The 17979-nt window shown below is 69.4% G+C and carries 17 protein-coding genes; 11 read left to right on the top strand and 6 right to left on the bottom strand.

The features are described 5' to 3' along the window. The 3 genes from ftsZ to AACZ75_RS02595 all read left to right on the top strand — a co-directional run bounded on the left by ftsZ (nt 1) and on the right by AACZ75_RS02595 (nt 4797). A complete protein-coding gene (ftsZ, locus tag AACZ75_RS02605; RefSeq protein ID WP_339871070.1) occupies nt 1-1584 on the top strand; it encodes a cell division protein FtsZ in 1584 nt (527 codons plus the stop codon). 198 nt (nt 1585-1782) lie between these two features. Continuing rightward, a complete protein-coding gene (gene lpxC, locus AACZ75_RS02600; RefSeq protein WP_339871068.1) occupies nt 1783-2682 on the top strand; it encodes a UDP-3-O-acyl-N-acetylglucosamine deacetylase in 900 nt (299 codons plus the stop codon). A gap of 147 nt (nt 2683-2829) precedes the next feature. Further along, a complete protein-coding gene (locus AACZ75_RS02595) occupies nt 2830-4797 on the top strand; it encodes a TonB-dependent receptor (protein WP_339871067.1) in 1968 nt (655 codons plus the stop codon). Between the two features lie 27 nt (nt 4798-4824). Here AACZ75_RS02595 and AACZ75_RS02590 read toward each other — a convergent pair whose 3' ends face one another. The 3 genes from AACZ75_RS02590 to lgt form a co-directional block, all read right to left on the bottom strand. Continuing rightward, the gene (locus AACZ75_RS02590; RefSeq protein WP_339871066.1) at nt 4825-5601 is read right to left on the bottom strand and encodes a polyphenol oxidase family protein; all 777 of its coding nucleotides are present in this window, start codon (nt 5599-5601) and stop codon (nt 4825-4827) included. 166 nt (nt 5602-5767) lie between these two features. After that, complete coding sequence (locus AACZ75_RS02585) at nt 5768-6841, bottom strand: SAM-dependent methyltransferase (protein WP_339871065.1); 1074 nt, start codon at nt 6839-6841, stop codon at nt 5768-5770. Continuing rightward, nucleotides 6841-7749: a prolipoprotein diacylglyceryl transferase gene (gene lgt, locus AACZ75_RS02580; protein WP_339871064.1), complete on the bottom strand. Its 909-nt coding sequence runs from the start codon at nt 7747-7749 to the stop codon at nt 6841-6843. Before lgt ends, AACZ75_RS02585 begins: the two co-directional genes overlap by 1 nt. A gap of 195 nt (nt 7750-7944) precedes the next feature. Here lgt and AACZ75_RS02575 point away from each other — a divergent pair, with 195 nt between their 5' ends. The 3 genes from AACZ75_RS02575 (at nt 7945) to AACZ75_RS02565 (ending at nt 9766) form a co-directional block, all read left to right on the top strand. Continuing rightward, entirely contained in the window at nt 7945-8241 is a 297-nt protein-coding gene (locus AACZ75_RS02575) for an accessory factor UbiK family protein (RefSeq protein ID WP_339871062.1), read from the top strand. Nucleotides 8242-8320: 79 nt separating this feature from the next. Next, nucleotides 8321-8824: a YbjN domain-containing protein gene (locus tag AACZ75_RS02570; protein ID WP_339871061.1), complete on the top strand. Its 504-nt coding sequence runs from the start codon at nt 8321-8323 to the stop codon at nt 8822-8824. 123 nt (nt 8825-8947) lie between these two features. Beyond that, nucleotides 8948-9766: a pyrroline-5-carboxylate reductase dimerization domain-containing protein gene (locus AACZ75_RS02565; RefSeq protein WP_339871060.1), complete on the top strand. Its 819-nt coding sequence runs from the start codon at nt 8948-8950 to the stop codon at nt 9764-9766. Here AACZ75_RS02565 and AACZ75_RS02560 read toward each other — a convergent pair. From AACZ75_RS02560 to AACZ75_RS02550, 3 genes are all read right to left on the bottom strand, one after another. Further along, nucleotides 9752-10243 carry a hypothetical protein gene (locus tag AACZ75_RS02560; RefSeq protein WP_339871059.1) on the bottom strand — a complete coding sequence of 164 codons (492 nt, stop codon included), beginning with the start codon at nt 10241-10243 and terminating at the stop codon, nt 9752-9754. The two genes, AACZ75_RS02565 and AACZ75_RS02560, sit on opposite strands and share 15 nt — an antisense overlap. An 82-nt stretch (nt 10244-10325) precedes the next feature. After that, nucleotides 10326-11669, bottom strand: coding sequence for an ATP-binding protein (locus AACZ75_RS02555; protein WP_339871057.1), 1344 nt, complete (start codon nt 11667-11669; stop codon nt 10326-10328). A gap of 136 nt (nt 11670-11805) precedes the next feature. Then, nucleotides 11806-12543 (bottom strand): response regulator transcription factor, encoded by a 738-nt coding sequence (locus tag AACZ75_RS02550; protein WP_339871056.1) that lies wholly within the window; start codon nt 12541-12543, stop codon nt 11806-11808. Nucleotides 12544-12625: 82 nt separating this feature from the next. Between AACZ75_RS02550 and AACZ75_RS02545 the strand changes: the two genes are divergently transcribed. From AACZ75_RS02545 to AACZ75_RS02525, 5 genes are all read left to right on the top strand, one after another. Further along, nucleotides 12626-13504, top strand: a complete 879-nt coding sequence (locus AACZ75_RS02545) for a branched-chain amino acid aminotransferase (protein ID WP_339871055.1) — start codon at nt 12626-12628, stop codon at nt 13502-13504. A gap of 19 nt (nt 13505-13523) precedes the next feature. Further along, nucleotides 13524-14666 carry an 8-amino-7-oxononanoate synthase gene (locus tag AACZ75_RS02540; protein WP_339871053.1) on the top strand — a complete coding sequence of 381 codons (1143 nt, stop codon included), beginning with the start codon at nt 13524-13526 and terminating at the stop codon, nt 14664-14666. Then, nucleotides 14666-15289, top strand: a complete 624-nt coding sequence (gene bioD, locus AACZ75_RS02535) for a dethiobiotin synthase (protein WP_339871052.1) — start codon at nt 14666-14668, stop codon at nt 15287-15289. Before AACZ75_RS02540 ends, bioD begins: the two co-directional genes overlap by 1 nt. Beyond that, nucleotides 15286-16584, top strand: coding sequence for an adenosylmethionine--8-amino-7-oxononanoate transaminase (locus AACZ75_RS02530; RefSeq protein ID WP_339871050.1), 1299 nt, complete (start codon nt 15286-15288; stop codon nt 16582-16584). Before bioD ends, AACZ75_RS02530 begins: the two co-directional genes overlap by 4 nt. Before the next feature lie 93 nt (nt 16585-16677). Beyond that, nucleotides 16678-17949, top strand: a complete 1272-nt coding sequence (locus tag AACZ75_RS02525; protein WP_339871049.1) for a nucleoside transporter C-terminal domain-containing protein — start codon at nt 16678-16680, stop codon at nt 17947-17949. Nucleotides 17950-17979: the final 30 nt, after the last annotated feature.

Raw genomic sequence — 17979 nt, 5'->3', positions numbered from 1 at the left:
ATGTCTCTATCGCTGGTGCGTCCTGAAAATACGGAACTGAAGCCCCGGATCGTCGTATTCGGCGTGGGTGGTGCGGGCGGCAACGCCGTCAACAACATGATCGACGCCGGCCTTGAAGGGGTCGAGTTCGTCGTCGCCAACACCGATGCCCAGCATCTGTCCTTCGCCAAGACCGACCGCCGCATCCAGCTGGGCGAGACCATCACCCAGGGTCTGGGCGCCGGCGCGCATCCCGAGGTCGGCATGAATGCCGCCGAGGAATCGGCCGAGGAAATCTTCAGCCATCTCGATGGGGCCCATATGGTCTTCATCACCGCCGGCATGGGCGGCGGCACCGGCACCGGTGCGGCCCCCGTCATCGCCAAATGCGCCCGTGACCGCGGCATCCTGACCGTCGGCGTCGTGACCAAGCCCTTCACCTTCGAGGGCCGTCACCGCATGCGTCTGGCCGATGCCGGCATCGCCGAGCTGCAGCGCTATGTCGACACCCTGATCGTCATTCCGAACCAGAACCTGTTCCGCGTCGCCAACGAGCGCACCACCTTCGCCGACGCCTTCGGCATGGCCGACCAGGTGCTGCATTCGGGCGTCCGCTCGATCACCGACCTGATGATCCTGCCCGGCCTGATCAACCTCGACTTCGCCGACGTCCGCGCCGTCATGTCCGAAATGGGCAAGGCGATGATGGGCACGGGCGAGGCCTCGGGCGACGACCGCGCCCTGCAGGCGGCCCAGAACGCCATCGCCAACCCGCTGCTGGACGAAACCTCCCTCAAGGGGGCCAAGGCCGTGCTGGTCAACATCACCGGCGGTCTGGACATGACCCTGCTGGAAGTCGACGAGGCCGCCAACGCCATCGCCGGCGAGGTGGACGGCGACGCCAACATCATCTTCGGTGCCGCCTTCGACCCGTCGCTGGACGGCAAGATCCGCGTCTCGGTCGTCGCCACCGGCATGGACGAGGCGATCATCTCCAAGATCGAGCCCCAGGGCACCAACCTGCTGGACGGCCGTCGCCACGCCGCGACGACGACCCCGGCAGCCCCGGTCCGCGCGCCGGAACCCGCCCGTGCCGAAGCCGTCCGGGCCGAGGCCCCGCGCGTGGCCGAGCCGGCTCCCGTCACCCCGACCTTCCAGGCGTCCGAGCGGGCCTATGCCGCCGCCCCGCGGGCTGACGTGCGTCCCGAGCCGGTGATCCACGTCGCCGAGGAACGCGACCTGCAGCCGATCGTCGATCCCTGGGTCGAGGAGTATGAAGCCGCCCCGCGGCCCCGGACCGCCGCATCCGCCTCCGAGTCGCAGGGCGACCTCTACAGCGAGCGTCCGGCCCCCGCCGCGCCGGTCCGTGAAGAGGTCGTCGCCGACGATTCCTACGATGACCGTGACCATCGCCGCAGCGGCTGGAGCCTGTTCGGCCGTGGCAAGCGCCCCGCGACCCCGCCGGTCTATGTGCCGTCGTCACCGTCGCGCGGAACCTCGCAGATGCGCACCACCAGCTCGGCCCAGCCGGCCCCGGAGCCGCAGACCGGCCAGGCAGAGGACGATTTGGAGATTCCGTCGTTCCTGCGCCGCCTGGCCAACTAACCATCTGAATAATGTGCGATAAGAAGCCGCCTCGGTGCCCAGGGCCCCGGGGCGGTTTCGCGTTCGGGGCGAGCGATCTTCCCAAAACGAAACAATCGGAAACCCGACTTTCATTTCGACCCTGCCGCCGGATCGCTAGACGGTCTGCGAGTAAAGTTCCGTGCGCAGAAGCGGCTGGACGTCAGAGCGAGTTCGAGTTTGTCGGTCAGAAACGACCATCACCAGAAGACGACCATCGCCCCTGCGATCATCGCGGGCGTGGGCGTGCACACCGGAAAGCGTGTGCGTCTGGCCGTGCGTCCGGCCCCGACCGGCACCGGTATCGTCTTCGTGCGCACCGACATCACCGATCGCGACAACCGTATTCCCGTCTCGGGCGATGTCGTCGTCGATGCCCGCCTGAACACCATGATCGCCAACGCCGCCGGCGTGCGCCTGTCGACCATCGAGCATCTGATGGCCGCCTTCTGCGCCCTGGGCGTGTCCAATGCCGTGGTCGAGGTCGACGGCCCCGAGCTGCCGATCCTCGACGGTTCGGCCCTGCAATTCGTCCAGCTGCTGGACCGCGCCGGCTTCCGCCGCCAGGAGGCCCCGGTCCGCTATATCGAGATCCTCGAGCCGATCCGGGTTCAGGACGGTGACAAGACCGCCGCCCTGCTGCCGTGCGACCGCTATGAGATGCGCTTCGAGATCGACTTCCCGACCCCGGTGATCGGCAACCAGGTGGTTGATTTCGTTGTCGACGAGGCCACCTTCCGCACCGAGATCATGGCCGCCCGCACCTTCGGCTTCGCCCATGAGGTCGAGGCCCTGCGCAAGGCCGGTCTGGCCCGTGGCGGCAGCCTCGAGAACGCCGTGGTCATCGATGGCGACGAGATCCTCAACCCCGGTGGCCTGCGCATGGAACGCGAGTTCGTGAAGCACAAGGCGCTGGACGCCATCGGCGACCTCTACGTGCTCGGCGCGCCCCTGCTGGGCCGCTACGAAGGGGTCAAGGCCGGCCATGCCATCAACAACCTGCTGGTCCGCGAACTGCTGGCCAACCGCCAGGCCTGGCGCGAAACGGTCCGCGTCCCCCAGCTGGCCCAGGTCGGCTAGAGACCGCGCTCGGCGGGCCGACCAGGCCTGCGAAACGGTTCATGTCTCCCCATTGTGGAAGTCCTGGTGGATGAGGACGGGCGTGCCTTGACCCGGCAGGACGTCCGGACTCTATGCGGTGTTCCATCACCGAAGGCCCCCCGAACAATGCGCCACTCCCACCCGCAGGTCTTGGCCGCCCTGTTCGCTGTGATGGCAGTTCCCGGCACGGTCTTCGCCCAGGAGGCCGGTGGCGAGATTCACCACGACGACGGGATAACCCGGATCGAGGATGTCATCGTCCAGTCCACGCGCTCCCGGCGGCGCGTGCAGGATGAGCCGGTCCGGGTCGAGATTCTCGGGCAGGAGGAGATCGAAGAGAAGCTTCTGATGCGGCCCGGCAATATCTCGATGCTGCTCGCCGAGACGGGCGGTCTTCGCGTGCAGGTGACCTCGCCCGGCCTGGGAGCAGCCAATATCCGTGTGCAGGGCATGAGGGGCCGCTACACCCAGCTGCTGGCAGACGGGTTGCCCCTCTACGGCGGCCAGGCGTCTTCACTGGGCCTGCTGCAAATCCCGCCGAGCGACCTTCGACAGGTCGAGGTGATCAAGGGGGCCGCTTCGGCACTCTACGGGGGGCAGGCGTTGGGCGGAGTCATCAATCTCATCTCCCGACGTCCCGGCGACGAGGCCGGGGGCGAGTTGATCCTGAACGCCACATCGCAGGACGGACAGGACCTCTCCGCCTACGGATCTGCGCCGCTCAGCAGCGGCTGGGGGGCTTCGCTTCTGGCCTCCGCCAATCGGCAAACCGGGCAGGACCTCGATGCCGACGGCTGGATCGATATGGCCGCCTACGAACGCGTTTCCGCGCGTCCCCGGCTCTTCTGGGATGGCGACGACGGTTCGCGCCTCTTCGTCACGCTTGGAGCCATGACCGAGGATCGACGCGGGGGCACGTCAAGCGGCCGGCTTGCGCCTGACGGGCAGCCTTTCCAGCAGAACCAGGACACGCGCCGGATCGACGCGGGCATGGTGATCGAACACCCCCTTGGCAGCTGGGGCACGGCCCAGTTGCGCGCTTCCGGCGTGACCCAGGCGCACCGGCATCGCTTCGGGTCCCTGGTCGAAAAGGACGAACACCAGACCGTGCTTGCCGAGGGGTCCGTCTCGATGGAGGCTCTCGGCTCATCCTGGTTGGGGGGAGTCGCCTTCCAGACCGAGGACTATGCGTCCGCGACGTTTCCCGGCTTCAACTACACCTTCGAAACACCGGCGCTGTTCCTCCAGGTCGAACGCGATCTGACGGACGATCTGGTTATCGCCGCGAGCGCGCGATGGGACGATCACAGCGCCTATGACGCCCAGTTCAGCCCGCGCCTGTCCCTGCTCTACAAGCCCGGTCCGTGGACCGTTCGTGCCTCGTGGGGACGTGGATTCTACGCCCTGACGCCTTTTGTCGAGGAAATCGAGGCTTCGGGCCTCGCCCGACTGGAGCCTCTCGCGGGACTTCGCGAGGAAACCGCCGAGACTGCTTCACTGGATTTCGGCTATGCGGCGGGACCGTGGGAATGGGGGCTGACCGTCTTTGCCTCGGATATCGACGGTGCGGTGCGCCTGCAGGCGACCGCGCCGGATCGCGTGCGATTGGTCAATGCCGACGGCCTGACCCGGACCCGTGGGGTCGAAGCGCTGGGCCGCTGGCGACGCGGCCCCTGGGTCGTTACCGGCAGCTACCTCTATGTCGATGCCAGCGAGCCGGATGATACGGGTTTCGGCCGTCAGGCCGTTCCGCTGACACCGCGCCATTCCGCCGGCTTCGTCGCCATGTGGGAGGATCACGACCGGGGGCGGATCGGATTCGAAGCCTACTACACCGGTGAGCAGGCCCTGGAGGCCAATCCCTACCGCACCAGGAGTGACAGCTACGTCGAGCTTGGTCTTCTGGGGGAAGTGATTTTCGGGCGCTACCGCCTGTTCCTGAACCTCGAAAACCTGCTTGATGTGCGCCAGACCCGCGAGGACCCGCTGCTGCGGCCCCAGCGTGCTCCGGACGGCAGCTGGACCGTAGATGCCTGGGCCCCCCTGGAGGGGATCACGGCCAATGCGGGTGTCCGGATCAGGTTCGGTGAATAGAGCGTCGGTCGAGCCCGTCTCCCGACCTCACCCCAGCGCCACAGCACTGATCAACCGCCCGAAGTCCGGCTCACCGTTCAGATAGGCCCGCCGGTTCGAATAGAAGCGCGCCGCATCCGCCCGCGTGTCGTCGCCGGTCCAGACGGCCTCGCCGATCCCGGCCTGTTCCAGCCGCCACAGCACGAAGCCGGGCAGGTCGAACTGGCGGCGGTCGGCCACGACGCCCGGCGCGAAAAACCGCTCGCTGCCCGGATCGTGGTGGGTGAACCGGTCCATGAAGGCAGTGTCGACCTCATAGGAGGCCTGGGCGATACAGGGTCCGACCACCGCCACCGTCCGGCCCGGCGCGGCCCCCAGCGCCTGCATGGCGGCGACGGCGCTGTGCACCACCCCGTCCAGCGCCCCCTTCCAGCCCGCGTGGACGGCCGCGACCACCCCGGCCCCGGCGTCGGCCAGCAATATCGGCGCGCAGTCGGCGGTCAGCACGGCGCAGATCGCGCCGGGCGCGGCGCTGGCCACGGCGTCGCCCTCGGGCCGGAACCCCTTCCAGCCGGCCTCGGCCACGCGGGTGACGGTGGAATGGATCTGGTAGCAGGCGGCCAGGTCGTCGGGCGTGCCGCCCAGCCAGGCGGCGGCGCGACGCCGGTTCTCGGCCACGGCGGCCGGATCGTCGCCCGACCCCACTCCGGTGTTCAGCCCCTGATACAGGCCGGTCGACACGCCGCCCGTGCGCGTGAAGAAGCCATGGCGCACCCCGGCGTTGGTCAGCAGCGGATGGGTGATGGGGGTCAGGAGGTCGGTCATCCCCTTTTCATATCGCGCGCGCATCCGCCTGTCGCGGTTGCGGCCTGCGTCCGGAACCGGCGCAGCGGTCGTCTATGATCACAATATGGCGACCTCGCCGGATCGGGGGGCAGGGCGGGATTTGGCAGGGTTGGCACCCCGAATTCGCCAAACCCTGCCAGTCCGCTCAGGCCTCGAACCCCGGCACCATCAGCGAGCGCGGGGAAAAAATCGCGGCGGCCTTGAACAGGGTCCCCATCTGCTCGGGTCCGGTCAGCCGGTCCAGCTGGCGCTGGATCACCGGGGCGACATCGGGCCGGGCCGCCATCAGTCGTTCGGACCGGGCCGCGATACCCAGCCGGCCGAGAAAGTCGCCCTGGTCGCGGCAGCCGGTGACATCGGCTCCGGCGTGGACCGCGGCTTCCAGCACCGCGGGGAAGTCGGCCCACTGGGTCAGGTCGGCCTCGCCCGGCGCGGCCAGCGGGTCGACCTTGCGGTGCCGGTACAGACCCTGCAGCGTATCCCCGGCCTCGGGCCGGGCCCGGCCATAGTCGATCAGCAGCGCCGCCCCCGATGTGGCGCTGACCAGCCGGGCCAGGTCGCGACCGAACACCGCCTGCTGGTCCGAGATCTCCAGTGTCTGGCCCGGGGCCATCTCGAAGCTCGGGCGTGTGAAGCCGCCGTTGATGGCCACCAGGCCGAAGATCAGGGCCCCGGCGTCGTCGACGCCGACGCGCCGCTCGGCCCAGCCGTCCGCCGTCTTCACGAACTGGCGCGCCGGCATGCAGTCCAGCACCTCATTGGCGATCAGGATCACCGGGGCGTCGGTCTCGATCCGCTCCAGGCCCGAGACCCAGCGCGGATGCACGTCGCTGTCGGCCAGCATCCTGGCCTGCATCGCCCGCAGCGGCGCGCTGGGTTCGATCAGGATCAGGTCCACCGCCTGCAGGAAGTCGGGAGCCAGCCGCGCCGCGCGCAGGGCGTCGGCCATCAGGGTCCCGTCGCCGGGTCCGACCTCGACCAGCCGCACCCGTTCCGGCGCGCCCAGCCGCTGCCAGGTCTCGACCGCCCACAGACCGATCAGCTCGCCGAACATCTGGCTGACCAGGGGGGCGGTGATGAAGTCGCCGCCGGCACCGAGGGCGGGGCGGGTCGCATAGTAGCCGTCCTGCGGATCATGCAGGCAGCGGTTGACGTAGTCGGCGACGGTCATCGGTCCGGTCAGGGCGATCTCGCGCGCCAGCCGGGCCTTCAACGTCATCAGTCTGCTGAAGGCTGGGGCGCGGCCGCGACCGGCGGCCGACGCCAGGCGCGCTGGATCAGCCAGAGACCGATCAGCATCATCGGCACCGACAGGATCATGCCCATGGTCAGGCCCAGCGGCAGCTGGTCGAGACCGACGTCGGGCTGACGGACCGTCTCCAGCAAGGCCCGGATCAGGCCGTAGCCCAGCAGGAACAGGCCGGTGACATAGCCGGGCTTGGCCAGCAGACGGACCTTCCACACGGCGAAGGACAGGATGGCCAGCAGCACGATGCCCTCCAGCCCGGCCTCATACAGCTGGCTGGGATGGCGCACGACATCACCGGGGCCCGACCCCATATATTCGCAGGTCGCGCCGTAGATGGCCCGGGCGTGGTTGTTGCAGAAGTTCACGCCCCAGGCGACGTCGGTGGGGCGGCCCCACAGCTCGCCGTTGACGAAATTGGCCAGTCGGCCGAAGGCCAGGCCGATCGGCACCACCGGGGCGACCAGGTCGCCGAGGCTGAGCATGTTGATCCGGTTGCGGCGGGCGAAGGCGACCATGGCCGCGGACACGCCGATCAGGCCGCCGTGGAAGGACATGCCACCGTCCCACAGGCGGAACAGGGCCAGCCGCTGACCCCAGTCCGCGCCGGTGAACAGGTCGCCATACAGTTCCGGCCGGTAGAACAGGGCATAGCCCAGACGCCCGCCGAGGATGATGCCGAGGGTGATCCAGAGCACCAGGTCGTCCAGCTGCACCGCATTGACCGGCGGCCGGCCCGGGGCCCAGACGCTCGCGCTCTTCACCAGCCGCGCCGCATACCACCAGCCCAGCACGATGCCGGTGACATAGGCCAGGGCGTACCAGCGGATATCCAGCGGGCCGATGCTGAACCAGATCGGGTCGAACTCGGGAAAGGGCACGGGCACTCCTGCAATCGCCTGACCCGGCATTTAGCAAGGGACGTCGCGCCCGTCGCGGATTTTCAGCCGCCTCGCTTCTGCCCCAAGACCGGGCGATAGAGCGCCGCCCCCGTGTTCTAAAGGATTCATTCACCATATCGGGCGGACCATCCCCCGCAGTGACCCGGAGTCGATCCGGTCAGGAGACAGACGGCCATGCAGACGCGCAACCCCATCCTCGACGAGTTCGCCAAGCTGACGACCGGCGCGATGGGGCTGGCCCAGGCCGCCGGTGACGAGGCCAAGGCGGCCTTCCGCGCCCAGTCCGACCGCATGGTGGCCGAGATGGATCTGGTCCGTCGCGACGAATTCGATGCCCTCAAGGCCGAGATCGCCGCCCTGCGCGCCGAGATCGCGGCCCTGAAAGACGGCAATGTGTCCGCAACCGGGCAAAAGAAGCCTGGAAAGGGAACGTCCACAGCCTCGGTTCCCCCCAAGGACGCAGCCGGTTGAGCCGAATCTGCGAACACGCCTACCGTCAATTCATGGAGCGTGAGTCGCGCGACATGCCCCGAATGATTGGGACTGCCTGATGGACGCTGCGAGGCCCGAAGAGGTCGATGTCCCCTTTGATCCGCTGGATGTGGTCGAACATGTGCTGACGGCAGAGAACCTGCCGTTCGATCGCACGGACGACGGCGACCTGGCCTTTGCCCTGGCGGGGGACTGGAAGGACTATGAGCTGTGGTTCGCCTGGCGTCCTGAGGGCGACTGCCTGCAGCTGTGCTGTGCCCTCGACCTTCGGGTCAGCAAGGGGCGGCGCAACGCCGCCTACGAACTGATCGCCCTGGTCAACCAGCGCACCTGGCTCGGCCATTTCGAGGTCTGGGCCGAGGACGGCGAGATCGTGTTCCGCCATTCCCTGGCCCTGCCGCACGGCGAGCGCCCGACCCTGGCCCAGGCGGCCTCGATGATCGACGCCGCGGTCGAGGCGGCCGATCGCTACCACCCGGCCTTCGCCTTCATGATCAAGGGCAACAAGAAGCCGCAGGAAGCCATCGACGCTTGCCTGTTCGAGACCGTCGGCACCGCCTGACCCCGTCGATCTGACCGGCCGCGACCCCGACGGCGGGTGACAGCGCCGCCCTGAAGCCATATGCCCTGCGCCTGAAGCGTCCCGATCCCTTGTCGGGACGCGGTCTGTCCAGGAGCCCCCGCCGTGGCCAAAGCTGAAACCGAACATTCGTCCGCCCGTCCCGTCGTCCTGCTGGGCTGCGGTCGGCTGGGCTCGGCCATCGCCGAGGGCTGGCTGGCGACCGAGGCCCTGGACCCGGCCGAATTGATCATCCTGACCCCGTCGGAAAAGCCGGTGGCCGAGGCCGCGCGCAAGCGCGGGGCCTGGATCAATCCGCCGCTGGAAGCCCTGGCCGATGCCCGGGTGCTGGTGGTCGCGGTCAAACCGGCCATGTGGCGCGCGGCCGTGGCCCCGCTGGTCGACCTGCTGCCCGCCGATACCGTGATCGTCTCGGTAATGGCCGGAGTTCCGGGCGCGGCCCTGACCGAAGCCTTCGCGGCCCGTCCGGTCGTGCGGGTCATGCCGACCACCGCCGTGGCCCAGGGGCGCGGCGTCGCGGCCCTGTCCTCGACCTCCGCCGTGGCGCTCAAGGCTGGACGCGCCCTGTTCGCCGCGATGGCCACGGTGGTCGATCTCGACGACGAGGCGCATATGAACGCCGCCACCGCCGTCGCCGGCTCCGGCCCCGCCTTCGTCTATGCCTTCGTCCAGGCGATGGCCGCCGCCGGTGAGGCCGCCGGGCTGGACCCCGTGGCCGCCGAGGCCCTGGCCCGCGGTGCGCTGCGCTCGGCCGGATCGGGGGCCGACACCGGCCGTCCGCTCGCCGACCTGGTGTCCCAGATCGCCGCGCCTGGCGGCACGACCCAGGCCGGACTGGACGCCATGGCCGCCAGCGTCGCCGCGCCCGCCACCGCCGCGATCAAGGCGGCCGCGGCCCGGGCCGAGGAACTATCGGGTCACTAGCCGCCCGGCGACCAGATTGGCGGCCAGCCGGTCGAAGGCCCGCTCGGCGTCATGCCAGGTGGCGTAGCCGTGCACATCGATCAGGTCGCGGGAATACCAGCGATAGCGCACCGGCAGGCGCTGGCCGTCGGCGGTGATCACCTCGCCCTCGATCGCCGCCCCGCCGATGCTGATGCTGCGATGACCGTCCAGACCGGGCCGGCGGGCCATCTGTTCGAAGGTCGGGCGGTTTGGCCGCAGGTCGGTCAGCACCAGTTCGACCCGCGCGCCCTGCAGGGCACCGCTTTCGGTCAGGGCGTCGCGAACGGTCACGGCCAGCCGGTCCACTTCCCGGAGCACTTCGCGCGGGCCGAGGTCCGCCGCCTTCTCCTGCAGGTCAGGACCGATGCTGACGCTGACCGCGGCCGGCTGGGCCTGGGTCGCGCCGGCGAGGGCCAGGGTGGCGGCGAGGGGGGCGAGAAAGGCAAGATTGCGCATGGTCATCTCCGGGCTCCAGCCCTGTCCGGCTGAAGATGCGCCCGCCGTCACCGCCGCGCCAGTGATCCGCCGGAATTTGTGATCAGCCGGGCAGGCGGATCATCGCGCGCAGCCCGCCCAGGTCGCTGCGATCCAGGGTGATGTCGCCCCCGTGGCCCCGGGCCACGTCACGGGCGATGGCCAGACCCAGACCCACCCCCTTGCGATTCTGGTTTCGTGCCGGATCCAGACGCGAGAACGGCCGGAAGGCCTCCTCATACATGTCCGGCGGAATGCCGGGCCCGTCGTCCTCGATCACCACCTCCAGCCCGCCGGAGCTCAGGGCCCGGGCCGACAGGCGCACATGCTCGCCATGGGCCGCGGCATTGCCGGCCAGATTGGCCAGGGCGCGTCTGAAGGCGATGGGCCGGACGGTGGCGGTCAGGTCGGCGGGCGCGACCACCTCGGCCTCGACCCCGGCGCGCCGGGCGTCCTCGGCGGCCACCTTCAGCATGTCGGCCACCGTCACGGTCTGGGCCGCCTCGCCGGCCTCGCCCTGGGCGAAGGCGAGGTATTCGTCGATCATATGCTCCATCTCGTCGAGGTCGCCCTTCATCGCCCCGGCGCGCTTGAACGGCGGGGCCAGGGCCAGTTCCAGCCGCAGCCGGGTCAGCGGCGTGCGCAGGTCGTGGCTGACCGAGGCCAGCAGGGCGGTGCGCTGCTCGATATGGCGCTGGATCCGGTCGCGCATGGCCAGGAAGGCGACCGCGGCGGCCCGGACCTCGCGCGCACCGTGTGGCTTGAACGGCACCGAGGTCTCGCCCCGGCCGAACGCCTCGGCGGCCTCGGCCAGCCGCTCGATTGCCCGGACCTGGTTGCGGATGAACAGGATGGCCACGGACATCAGCAGCACCGTGGCGATGGTCAGCCACAGCACGAAGATGTGGGCCTGGGTGGCCACGGCCCGTTCGCGCGGGGCGATGATGCGCAGCACGCCGTCGGCCTGCTGCACCCGGATGTCGACATAGGCCGGGTAGCGGGTGGTGTTGAACCAGAAGGGCTGGTCCAGCCGCGCGGTCAGCGCGTGTTCCAGCGCCCGGTCGACGACTCCGATCGCCCCGCGTTCCTGTTCGCGCGGCAGGGTCGCCCCCTCCTGCAGCGCCACCGACAGCGACATGGCCCGCTGGGCCCGGTCGGCGATCACCGCGAGGTTTTCCGGGGACGGGTCCTCGCTGTAGCTTTCGGCGGCCCAGGCGATGTCGCCGGCCAGGCCTTCCGACAGGCGGGCGGTCACCGTCTGCCAGTGGGCGTCGAAGAAGACCCAGGTCACCGCCATCTGCATGATCAGCACCGGCAAGACGATGATCAGCAGCGACCGTCCCCACAGCGAGGTCGGCAGCCGCCGCCTCAGAAACCGCGGCCACAGCGAGGCGGGCAGGAGTTTCATCGCATTCCTCCCCCACAGGGGGAGGGGGACCATCCGAAGGATGGTGGAGGGGGTAGGGCCGGAGGAAGGGAGGCGGAAAAGACCCCCTCCACCGCGTCGCGGTCCCCCTCCCCCGTTGGGGGAGGAATATCCACCATCAGTCCGGGGCCAGCATATAGCCGACGCCGCGCACGGTCTGGAGATAGCGCGGGTTCTTGGGGTCGACCTCCAGCTTGCGCCGCAGCCGGGTCACCTGGACGTCGACGGCGCGGCCGGTGATGTCGGCGGTGTCGGGCGACAGGCTGACGCGCTCGACCGGGGCGTGGGCGCTCAGGGCCAGGGTCTTCAGCAGCTGCGCCTCGGCCTCGGTCAGCCGCAACGGCGCGCCGTCCCGGGTCAGTTCCAGCCGCTCCATGTCGAACACCGCCGCGCCCAGCTTGATCTCGCGCGGTGACATGGGCTTGCCGCCGGTCCGGCGCAGGATGGCCTCGATCCGCAACGCCAGTTCCCGCGGGTCGAACGGCTTGGTCATATAGTCGTCGGCCCCGCGCGACAGGCCCTCGATCCGGTCGTCGGCCTCGCCGCGTGCGGTCAGCAGCAGCACCGGCGTGCTCGAGGTGTCCGCCTTGCTCCGCACCCAGGTCGTCAGGTCCAGGCCGCTTTCGCCCGGCATCATGATGTCCAGCACCACCAGGTCGAACTCGATCAGCTCCATCAGCCGCCGCGCGGCGGCCGCGTGGGCGGCACCGGTGACGCGATAGCCTTCCCGGGCCAGATATTCCTTGAGCAGTTCGCGGATGCGATCGTCGTCGTCGACGATCAGCAGATGGCGGCCGACTCCGGCTCCGGCGACGGGCCCGGAGCGGCCATTCTGGCGCGAATCAACCGCGCTCATGGCACCCCTCTGCCGATCAGGGCGTTGACCTCGGCGGCTTCGACGGCTCTAAACCGCTCTTCTTCGCGGGAGACGTTATTCAATGGCCTTCGTTCCTTTCGACGATCGTGACGGCTGGATCTGGATGGACGGCGATTTCGTGCCCTGGCGGGAAGCGAAAACGCACGTTCTGACCCATGCTCTGCACTACGGCTCGTCGGTGTTCGAGGGTGAGCGCATGTACGGCGGTGAAATTTTCAAGCTGACTGAACATTCAGAACGCCTCCACCGCTCGGCGAACCTGCTGGATTTCGACCTGCCGTACAGCGTGGCCGAGATCGACGCCGCCTGCAAGGAAACCTGCGCCCGTATGGGGCTGGACGACTGCTATGTTCGACCGGTCGCCTATCGCGGCCCCGAGGCCGTCAGCGTCTCCGCCAGCAACAACAAGACCCACGTGGCCATCGCCGTCTGGGAATGGCCCAGCTATTTCGATCCCGAGACCAAGGCCAAAGGCATCCGCCTGGAATGGGCCAAATGGCGTCGTCCCGACCCGATGACCGCCCCCTCGGCGGCCAAGGCGGCGGGCCTGTACATGATCTGCACCATGTCCAAGACGGCGGCCGAAAAGCGCGGCTTCGCCGACGCGATGATGCTGGACTGGCGCGGCTATGTGGCCGAGGCCACCGGGGCCAATGTCTTCTTCGTCCAGGACGGTGTCCTGCACACGCCGCCGGTCGACGCGATTCTTGACGGCATCACCCGCCAGACCGTGATCCAGATGGCCACGGCCAAGGGGATCGAGGTCGTGGTTCGCCACATCCGCCCCGAGGAGTTGTCGACCTTCAGCGAATGCTTCCTGACCGGCACCGCCGCCGAGGTCACCCCGGTCAGCGAGATCGGCGAGTATCGGTTCAAGCCGGCGGCCCTGTCGCTGGGCCTGATGGAAGACTACGGCCGGCTGGTGCGCCGCCAGGGGTGATCCGAAGCCCGGTCAGACCATGCGCGCCTTTCCGGATCACGATGCGGACCTGAACCGTCTGGCCGCGGCCGGCCGGCGGCGTGGACTCGCGTCCCGGCGCGGCATCGATTTCGCCTCGAACGACTATCTTGGACTGGCGGGGGGTGAGGCGTTGAGCCGGGCGGTTGCCGCCGCCCTGGCGCGGGGTGTGCCGGTCGGCTCCGGCGGCTCGCGCCTGTTGCGCGGCAATCACCCCGAGCATGAGGCCCTGGAGGCCGAGGCCGCGGCCTTCTTCGGTGCGGCGGCGGCCCTCTATTTCTCGACCGGCTATGCCGCCAATACGGCGCTGCTGGCCACCTTGCCGCAGCGCGGCGATCTGGTGCTTCACGACGCCCTGATCCACGCCAGCGTGCATGAGGGGTTGCGGCTGGGCCGGGCCCAGGCCAGCGCCTTCCCGCACAATGACGTGGTCGCCGCCGCGGCCGCGATCGACGCCTGGCGCGACCGGGGCGGTTCGGGGCGGGTCTGGATCGCGGTCGAGAGCCTGTACAGCATGGACGGCGATCAGGCCCCGCTGGCCGAGCTGATGGCCCTGGCCGACCGTGATGACGCCGTACTGCTGATCGATGAGGCCCATGCGACGGGCGTGTTCGGCCCCGGCGGGCGCGGGCTGGCGGCGGGCCTCCAGGGGCGGGACAACGTCATCACCCTGCATACCTGCGGCAAGGCCATGGGCGGCGAGGGCGCGCTGCTGTGTGCCCACCCGACGGTGATCGACTTCATCGTCAACCGCGGCCGCGCCTTCATCTTTTCCACGGCCCCGTCGCCGCTGATGGCGGCGGCCATGCGCCAATCCCTGATCCTGATCGGCGACGGGTCTGCACGCGGTCGCCTGCAGGCCCTGACCGGGGCCGCCGGAGCGCTGCTGACCGACCGGCTCGGCATGGCGGCGACGGGATCGCAGATCATCCCGGTGGTTCTGGGGGACGATGCCCGCACCATGGCCGTGGCCCGGGCCCTGCAGGACCGCGGGTTTGACGTGCGGGGCATCCGGCCGCCGACGGTACCACCCGGCACCGCCCGCCTGCGCCTGTCGCTGACGCTCAATGTTGATCTGGCGGCGGTCGAGGCCCTGGTCACCGCGCTGGAACCCCTGTTGCAACAACACCCGGGAACGCCCTGATGCCCCCCATCGTCGTCACCGGCACCGGCACCGATATCGGCAAGACCGTCTTTGCCGCGGCCCTGACCGGGGCGCTGGACGGTTGCTACTGGAAACCGGTCCAGGCCGGATTGCAGGACCCGACCGACAGCATGAGTGTGGCGGCCCTGACCGGCCTCGGCCCGGACCGCATCCTGCCGGAGGCGTGGCGGCTGGTGACCCCGGCTTCGCCGCACCATGCCGCGCGTCTGGACGGGGTCCATATCGATGCCCCGGCCCTGACCCCGCCGCCCTGCGAACGGCCGCTGGTGATCGAGGGGGCGGGCGGGGTGCTGGTGCCGCTGAACCCGACGACCGTCTATGCCGATGTGTTCGCGCGCTGGGGCCTGCCCGTGGTGGTCTGCGCCGCCACCAGCCTCGGCACGATCAACCATACCCTGCTGACCCTTGAGGCCCTGCGCGCCCGCGCCATTCCCGTGCTGGGCGTGGCCTTCATCGGTGACGCCATGGACAGCTCCGAGACGGCGATCACCGCGCTCGGAAAGGTCCGTCGGCTGGGCCGGCTGCCGTGGCTCGATCCCCTGACCCGCGCCGGTCTGGCCGAGGCCTTCGCCGCCAATTTCGATCTGGCGGACTTCCGGTGAGCGGGGGCGATGGCACCTCGCCGGTCTGGCGGCCCTTCACCCAGCATGGCCTGAACGAGCCGGTGCCGATGGTGGTGCGCACCGAGGGGGCGGCCCTGCACACCGACGACGGGCGGCGCATCATCGACGCCATCTCCAGCTGGTGGGTGATCACCCACGGCCACAGTCATCCGCGCCTGCAGGCCGCCCTGCGCCGCGCCAGCGAACGCTATGACCAGATCATCTTCGCCGGCTGGACCCATGAACCGGCCGAAACCCTGGCCCGCGAACTGGTGGCGATGACCCCGGAGCCGCTGCGTCACGTCTTCTATTCGGACAGCGGCTCGACCAGCGTCGAGGTGGCCCTGAAGATGGCGCTGGGCTTCTGGGCCAACACCGGCCGGCCGCGCCATCGCATCGTGACCCTGCAGCACGGCTATCACGGGGACACCATCGGCACGATGTCGGTCGGTGAACGCGGCGTGTTCAACCGGGCCTATGCCCCCCTGCTGTTCGACGTCGCCACCATCCCCTTTCCAGCCCCGGGGGCGGAACAGGTCACGATCGACGCGCTTGAGGCCGTCTGCCGCCAGGACCCGGCCCCGGCCGCCTTCATCGTCGAGCCGCTGATCCTCGGGGCCGGCGGCATGCTGATCTATTCCGCCGCGGTGCTGCGGGCGATGGCCGAGGTCTGCGCCCGCCACGAGGTGCTGTTCATCGCCGATGAGGTGATGACCGGCTGGGGCCGGACCGGCACCCGGCTCGCCTGCGAACAGGCCGGAATCACGCCCGACATCCTGTGCCTGTCCAAGGGCCTGACCGGCGGGGCCCTGCCGCTGGCCGTCACCCTGGCCACCGGCCCGATCTTCGACGCCCACCGCTCGACCGACCGGTCCCGGATGTTCTTCCACTCGTCCAGCTACACCGCCAATCCGATCGCCTGCGCCGTCGCGGTCGAGAACCTGGCCATCTGGCGCGACGAGCCGGTGCTGGAGCGGATCAATGCCCTCGGTGCCGCCCAGGCCGGCCATCTGGACCGGCTGCGCGACCACCCATCCCTGACCCGGCACCGGCAACTGGGCACGATCGCGGCGGTGGATTTCAACGGCGGCCGCGACGGCTATCTGTCCGGCCTGGGGCCGTGGCTGCTGGCCTTCTTCCGCGACCGCGACCTGCTGGTCCGGCCGCTGGGTGACACCGTCTATGTAATGCCGCCCTACTGTATCGACGGCCCGGATCTGGACCGGGTCTGGAGCGCCATCGCCGAGGCCGCGGACGCGGTGGCCGCGCGGGACGGCCTGCCCGGCAGGGGCTGACAGGGGCCTGTTTGATCACCGCTTGCCAGACGGCGTCCGGTCGCGTTCAAGCGGAGGGAGACGTCCGGCGGGGGCCGGGTGGGGGAGTCCTCGATGTTCAGTCTTCTGAACCTGCAGAGCCTGTTCGGCCTGACCGTCATCATCGCCGCCTGCTGGGGCCTGTCCGAGAACCGGCGGGCCTTTCCGTGGAAGCTGGCGCTCGGGGCGGTCGCCGTCCAGGCCGGACTGGTGCTGGCCCTGTTCGCCATTCCCGGATCCCAGGCCGTGCTGGCGGCGGTGACCAGCGCTGTCGATGGTCTCAGCCTGGCCTCGGCCCGGGGCGCGCAATTCGTGTTCGGCTATCTGGCCGGGGGCGACCAGCCCTATTCGGTCGACAATCCGTCGGCCCTGTTCACCTTCGCCTTCAATGTCCTGCCGCTGATCCTGGTGATCTCGGCCCTGTCGGCCCTGCTGTGGCACTGGAAGATCCTGAAATGGATCACCCACGGCTTCGGCCTGCTGTTCCAGCGCACCATGGGGCTGGGCGGGGCCTCGGCCCTGGCGGTGGCCGCCAACATCTTCCTCGGCATGATCGAGAGCCCGATCGTCATCCGCGCCTATCTGGACCGGCTGACCCGGTCCGAGCTGTTCCTGCTGATGGTGGTCGGCCTGGCCACGGTCGCCGGCTCGACCATGGTCGCCTATGCCACCATCCTGCACGACGTCCTGCCCAACGCGGCGGGCCATGTGCTGGTCGCCTCGATCGTCTCGGCCCCGGCCGGGGTGCTGCTGGCCCGCATCATCATTCCCGAAAAGCCGGGGCAGGGCGGGGCCCAGGCCGGGGACGGCGCGGACCTGAAATACGACAGCGCCGTCGACGCCATCGTCAAGGGCACGGCGGACGGCCTGATGGTGGTGCTGAACATCTCGGCCGTCCTGATCGTCTTCGTCGCCCTGGTGGCCCTGGCCAATGTGATGCTGGCCGGCCTCTGGCTGTTCGGGGATCATGTGACGGTCGAGCGGGTGCTGGGCTGGGTCTTCATGCCGATTGCCTGGCTGACCGGCGTCGAATGGGCCGAGGCCGGCAAGGCCGGCTGGCTGCTGGGCGTCAAGCTGACCCTGACCGAGTTCGTCGCCTTCATCGAACTGGGCAAGGTGCCGGTCGGCGACATGAGCGAGCGCACCCGCATGCTGATGACCTATGCCCTGTGCGGCTTCGCCAATATCGGCTCGGTCGGCATCACCGTCACCGGCCTGTCGGTGCTGGTGCCCGACCGCCGCGAAGAGGTGCTGGGCATGGTCTGGAAGGCCCTGTTCGCCGGCTTCCTCGCCACCCTGATGACCGCCGCCGTGGTCGGGGCCTTGCCTGCCGCCGTCTTCGCCTGATAGCGTTGCTTTGGAAAACGGAGTGTTCCT

Origin of the sequence: uncultured Brevundimonas sp. (assembly GCF_963975535.1) — a bacterium.
Classification (GTDB): Bacteria; Pseudomonadota; Alphaproteobacteria; order Caulobacterales; family Caulobacteraceae; genus Brevundimonas.
This window is presented reverse-complemented; position numbering and strand designations above follow the sequence as displayed.

Excerpts from the sequence above, each read along its gene's own strand:
- ftsZ (WP_339871070.1), top strand. The coding sequence starts at position 1 with ATGTCTCTATCGCTGGTGCGTCCTGAAAATACGGAACTGAAGCCCCGG.
- AACZ75_RS02595 (WP_339871067.1), top strand. The coding sequence starts at position 2,830 with ATGCGCCACTCCCACCCGCAGGTCTTGGCCGCCCTGTTCGCTGTGATG.
- AACZ75_RS02590 (WP_339871066.1), bottom strand. The coding sequence starts at position 5,601 with ATGACCGACCTCCTGACCCCCATCACCCATCCGCTGCTGACCAACGCC.
- AACZ75_RS02585 (WP_339871065.1), bottom strand. The coding sequence starts at position 6,841 with ATGACGTTGAAGGCCCGGCTGGCGCGCGAGATCGCCCTGACCGGACCG.
- AACZ75_RS02575 (WP_339871062.1), top strand. The coding sequence starts at position 7,945 with ATGCAGACGCGCAACCCCATCCTCGACGAGTTCGCCAAGCTGACGACC.
- AACZ75_RS02570 (WP_339871061.1), top strand. The coding sequence starts at position 8,321 with ATGGACGCTGCGAGGCCCGAAGAGGTCGATGTCCCCTTTGATCCGCTG.
- AACZ75_RS02560 (WP_339871059.1), bottom strand. The coding sequence starts at position 10,243 with ATGCGCAATCTTGCCTTTCTCGCCCCCCTCGCCGCCACCCTGGCCCTC.
- AACZ75_RS02555 (WP_339871057.1), bottom strand. The coding sequence starts at position 11,669 with ATGAAACTCCTGCCCGCCTCGCTGTGGCCGCGGTTTCTGAGGCGGCGG.
- AACZ75_RS02550 (WP_339871056.1), bottom strand. The coding sequence starts at position 12,543 with ATGAGCGCGGTTGATTCGCGCCAGAATGGCCGCTCCGGGCCCGTCGCC.
- AACZ75_RS02545 (WP_339871055.1), top strand. The coding sequence starts at position 12,626 with ATGGCCTTCGTTCCTTTCGACGATCGTGACGGCTGGATCTGGATGGAC.
- AACZ75_RS02540 (WP_339871053.1), top strand. The coding sequence starts at position 13,524 with ATGCGCGCCTTTCCGGATCACGATGCGGACCTGAACCGTCTGGCCGCG.
- bioD (WP_339871052.1), top strand. The coding sequence starts at position 14,666 with ATGCCCCCCATCGTCGTCACCGGCACCGGCACCGATATCGGCAAGACC.
- AACZ75_RS02525 (WP_339871049.1), top strand. The coding sequence starts at position 16,678 with ATGTTCAGTCTTCTGAACCTGCAGAGCCTGTTCGGCCTGACCGTCATC.